This is a genomic window from Rhizobacter sp. P2_H2, assembly GCF_056403375.1.
The window spans coordinates 1-4,861 of the sequence record NZ_JBFUFP010000372.1 but is presented as its reverse complement, the minus strand read 5'-3'; the positions used below and the strand labels follow the sequence as shown (position 1 = coordinate 4,861).

General features: G+C 70.2%; 4 protein-coding genes. 1 reads left to right on the top strand and 3 read right to left on the bottom strand.

Translation table 11 applies throughout. From position 1 onward, the window contains the following. Positions 1–862: zinc-dependent metalloprotease (locus AC1D15_RS18245; RefSeq protein WP_477827092.1), on the top strand; the 862-nt coding region annotated here is incomplete at its 5' end. 428 nt (positions 863–1,290) lie between these two features. Here AC1D15_RS18245 and mpl read toward each other — a convergent pair. The 3 genes from mpl to thiD all read right to left on the bottom strand — a co-directional run. Further along, entirely contained in the window at positions 1,291–2,643 is a 1,353-nt protein-coding gene (gene mpl, locus AC1D15_RS18240) for a UDP-N-acetylmuramate:L-alanyl-gamma-D-glutamyl-meso-diaminopimelate ligase (RefSeq protein ID WP_465112840.1), read from the bottom strand. A gap of 4 nt (positions 2,644–2,647) precedes the next feature. Further along, positions 2,648–3,937, bottom strand: a complete 1,290-nt coding sequence (hemL, locus tag AC1D15_RS18235) for a glutamate-1-semialdehyde 2,1-aminomutase (RefSeq protein ID WP_477827091.1) — start codon at positions 3,935–3,937, stop codon at positions 2,648–2,650. 11 nt (positions 3,938–3,948) lie between these two features. Continuing rightward, positions 3,949–4,861 (bottom strand): bifunctional hydroxymethylpyrimidine kinase/phosphomethylpyrimidine kinase (gene thiD / locus AC1D15_RS18230; protein ID WP_477827090.1); only part of this gene is annotated, 913 nt, incomplete at its 5' end.

The window sequence follows — 4,861 nt, the reverse complement described above, 5'->3', positions numbered from 1 at the left end:
CGGCCAGCGCGGCAACGACGGCATCGACCCGCTGGTCAACCGCTTCGACCTGGGCGACGACCCGCTCGCGTACTACGAGAAGCGGCTGCTGCTGTCGCGCGAGCTGTGGCAGCGGGTGCAGGACCGCACGCCGCAACCGGGCGACGAGGCGATCCGCCAGCGCCGCGTGCTGCTCAGCGGCTTCCAGCAGCTCAACCGCGCGGCCGACCTGGTCGGCAAGTACGTCGGCGGCATGAACACGGTGCGCGACCTGCCGGGCTCGACCAACCGGCCGGCCTACGCGCCGGTGGCGCCGGCCAAGCAGCGCGATGCGCTGCAGTTCCTGGCCAAGGGGCTGTTCAACGCGGACAGCTTCCGCTTCAAGCCGCAGTTCCTGTCGAGCCTGTCGCCCGACTACAACGAGTGGGACCGCGGCGGCCCGGTGAGCATTCCGGCGGCGGTGCTGCAGGTGCAGGTCACGGCGCTCGACCGGCTGATGAGCCCCGGCACCGCGTCGCGGCTGCTGGACCTGCCGCTGTACGTGGCCGATGCGAACAAGCGCAACGTGATCTCGCTGGCCGAGGTGTACGGCACGCTGCAGGGCTCGGTGTGGAGCGAGCTGAAGAGCGGCAGCGACATCGACCGGCTGCGCCGCAACCTGCAGCGCGAGCACCTGCGCCGCGTGCAGTCGCTGCTGATCCGCGGTGCGGGCACGCTGCCGCCGGATGCGCTGAGCCTGGTGCGGATGGAGGCGGTCGAGCTGCAGGGGCAGTTGCGCGGCGCGGTCAACAGCCCTCGGTTGTCGGTCGAGAGCCGGGCGCATCTGCAGGACAGCTTGTCGACGCTGAACGAGGCTTTGAAGGCCTCGATGCTGCGGAGCTGACGTTCTGGCGTTGGAGCGTGCGGCGCGTGCGGGGAGTCTGTGGCTCGCCGGTCGGTGCGGTCATYGCCCCTGGCGGGGCRMTGACTACCCTSCGCTGACTGGTTTCAAGGCCCGTCGCCCAAACTCCCKCCACTCACTTCGTTCGTTGTGGTCAAACAGTGGGCGACAGTCAGTGCACGAAGCGTGCTGGCGCACGCGGGCCATGAAACCAGCCAGCTCCGGCGCACCGCCCTGATTGGCGCTCCACAGACTCCCCGCACGCGCCTCATACCACCGCCCTGCCTGGTGGAGGTGACAAGCGAACAAATGAGGGTTGATGTCCGAGCTGTCGCTCGGGCTTGTGTTCGGCGCGCATCGAGCTACGGGTTCGGCAAAAGCGCGGGCCGGCGAGCCCCACATCCCCGGCCCGCGCCTTTGCTCGCGCAAAATTAGCCAGCCAGCGCTGCCAGCAGCTTGTCGTGCACCCCGCCGAACCCGCCGTTACTCATGCACAGCACATGGTCGCCAGGCTTTGCGGCCCGGCGCACCGCGGCCACCAGCGCATCGATCGTGTCGCACACGATGGCCTTGTCGCCCATCGGCGCGAGCGCCTCGCGTGCGTCCCAGCCCAGGTTGCCCTGGTAGCAGAACGACAGGTCGGCCTCCTCCAGCGACCACGGCAGCTGGGCCTTCATCGTGCCGAGCTTCATCGTGTTCGAGCGCGGCTCCAGCACCGCGAGGATGCGCTCCAGCCCGACCTTGCGGCGCAGCCCGTTGACCGTGGTGCGGATCGCCGTCGGATGGTGCGCGAAGTCGTCGTAGACCTTCACGCCGCCGGCCTCGCCGCGCAGCTCCATGCGCCGGCGCACGTTCTGGAACGTGGCGAGCGCCTTCGCCGCGACCTGCGGATCGACGCCCACGTGCTCGGCGGCGGCGATCGCCGCGAGCGCATTCAGCTGGTTGTGCTCGCCCAGCAGCGGCCACTCGACGTGCGCGATCTTCAGGCTGCCGCGCAGCACGTCGAACACATGCGGCTCGCCGCGCGCACGCAGCGCGCCGGGCGTTTCCTTGCGGGCGCCGAACCGCACCACGTCGCTCCAGCAGCCGCGCGCCAGCACCCGCTGCAGCGACTCCTCGCGCGCATTGACAACCAGCCGGCCGGCCGCCGGCACCGTGCGCACCAGGTGGTGGAACTGGGTCTCGATCGCGCCCAGGTCCGGGAAGATGTCGGCGTGGTCGAACTCGAGGTTGTTCAGCACCGCGGTGCGCGGACGGTAATGCACGAACTTGCTGCGCTTGTCGAAGAACGCGGTGTCGTACTCGTCGGCCTCGATCACGAAGGGTTTGCCTTCGCCAAGACGCGCGGAGACCCCGAAGTTCTGCGGCACTCCGCCCACCAGGAAGCCCGGCTTCAGCCCGGCCTGCTCCAGCACCCAGGCCAGCATCGAGGTGGTGCTGGTCTTGCCGTGCGTGCCGGCGACCGCCAGCACATGGCGGCCCTGCAGCACGTTCTCGGCCAGCCACTGCGGCCCGCTGGTGTACGGCAGGCCGGCATCGAGGATGGCTTCCATCAGCTCGTTGCCGCGCGAGACCACGTTGCCGACGACGAACAGGTCCGGCGCGAGCCTGACCTGCTCGGCGCCCCAGCCTTCGATCAGCTCGATGCCGAGCGCGCGCAGCTGGTCGCTCATCGGCGGGTAGACGCCGGCGTCGCAGCCGGTCACGCGGTGGCCGCCTTCGCGGGCGAGCGCGGCGATGCCGCCCATGAAGGTGCCGCAGATGCCGAGGATGTGGATGTGCATGCCGCTACTTCAGCACGGATCGTGCCGCAGCGATCGTGGCCTCGATGTCTTCAGCCGTGTGGGCGGCGCTGACGAAGCCGGCCTCGTACAGCGCCGGGGCGATGTACACGCCGTGGTCGAGCAGGCCGTGGAAGAAGCGGTTGAAGCGCTCCTTGTCGGTGGCCATCACGGTCGCGTAGTTCTGCGGCAGCGTGTCGGCCAGGAAGAAGCCGAACATGCCGCCTTCGCAGTCGGTCGACCAGGGCACGCCGTTCTCGCGCGCGACCGCGGCCAGGCCATCGACCAGGCTGCGGGTGCGCGCCGACAGCGCCTCGAAGAAGCCGGGGCGCTGGATCTCGCGCAGCGTCGCCAGGCCGCAGGCGGTGGCCACCGGGTTGCCCGACAGCGTGCCGGCCTGGTAGACCGGGCCGAGCGGCGCCAGCTGCTCCATCACCGCGCGCTTGCCGCCGAAGGCCGCCAGCGGCATGCCGCCGCCGATCACCTTGCCGAACACGCTGAGGTCCGGCTCGAAGCCGGGCAGCGCGCGCKCGTACAGGCCCTGCGCACTGTGCAGGCCGACGCGGAAGCCGCTCATCACCTCGTCGAACACCAGCAGCGCGCCGTGCCGCGTGCACAGCTCGCGCAGCCGCTTCATGAACGGCAGCTGCGTGCGGATGAAGTTCATGTTGCCGGCGATCGGCTCGATCATCACGCAGGCGAGGTCGGCGCCGTGCAGGCTGAAGGCCTCTTCGAGCTGGGGCAGGTTGTTGTACTCGAGCACCAGCGTGTGCTGCACCACCTCGGCCGGCACGCCGGCGCTGGTGGACGTGCCGAAGGTGGCGAGGCCCGAGCCGGCCTTCACCAGCAACGCATCCGCGTGGCCGTGGTAGCAGCCCTCGAACTTGATCAGCTTGTTGCGGCCGGTGGCGCCGCGCGCCAGCCGGATCGCGCTCATCGCCGCCTCGGTGCCCGAGCTGACCAGGCGCACCTGCTCCATGCTCGGCACCAGCTTCAGGATCTCCTCGGCCAGTTCGATCTCGCGCTCGGTCGGGGCGCCGAACGAAAAGCCGTCGAGCGCGGCCTTCTGCACCGCCTCGAGCACCGCCGGATGGCCGTGGCCGAGGATCATCGGGCCCCAGGAGCCGATGTAGTCGATGTAGCGGCTGCCCTCGGCGTCATACATGTACGCGCCCTGCGCACGCGCGATGAAGCGCGGCGTGCCGCCGACGGCGCGGAATGCGCGCACCGGCGAGTTGACGCCGCCGGGGATCACGCGCCGCGCGCGCTCGAACAGACTCTCGTTGGTTTTCGTCATCTCACGCCGTCTCAATGCACATGCCGGGGGTCCTTGGGGGCCTCATCGTCGTTGGCGGCGCCGCCGCTGCCGGGCTCGCCTTCCTCGCCTTCTTCTCCAGGCGGCAGCGCCCAGAAGAAGCGGTCGGGAATCACGTTGCCCATGCCGGGGCGGAAGCCGGCGTCCAGCGCCTGGTCGAGGAACGCCAGCGATTCGCCGACGGCCGCGTGCAACTCGCTGCCGGCGGCCAGCAGCGCGGCCAGTGCCGACGACAGCGTGTCGCCGGCACCGACGAAGCTCACCTCGAAGCGCTCGAACTTCTCGCCGGTGATCGCGCCCTGCGGCGAGGCCAGCACGTTGTCCATGAACTGGTCGGGAAGCGGCACGCTCGTGACCAGCACGAAGCGCGTGCCATGCTGCGCGGCGGCCACCGCCAGCTCGCGCGGCGAGGCCGGGCGCTCGCTGCTCCACTCGGGCAGCAGGAAATCGGTCAGCGTCTGGTGGCTGCCGACCAGCACCTCGGTCTGCGGCAGCACCAGCTCGCGGAACGAGTCGAGGTAGGCCTGCTGGTCATCCTCTTCGAGCCACGACAGGTTGGGCATGTACGCGACCAGCGGCACCTCGGGGTAGTCGGACAGCACCTCGGCCACCGCGCTGACACCCTCGGCAGACCCGAGGAAACCGACCTTCCAGGCGGCGATGCTCACGTCCTCGAGGATGCTGCGGGCCTGCTCGACCACCACGTCGGCGTCGATCGCGCTGTGGTCGAACACCTCGGCGGTGTCGCGCAGCACGATCGAGGTGACCACCGGCAGCGCGTGCGCGCCCATCGCCGCGATCGTCGCGACATCGCCGGCCAGGCCGCCGGCGCCGCTCGGGTCGCTCGCGTTGAAGGTCATCACGCAGGCGGGGGCGGGCGCTTCCTGGTTCGGGTCGGCCTGAGGG

Excerpts from the sequence above, each read along its gene's own strand:
- mpl (WP_465112840.1), bottom strand. The coding sequence starts at position 2,643 with ATGCACATCCACATCCTCGGCATCTGCGGCACCTTCATGGGCGGCATC.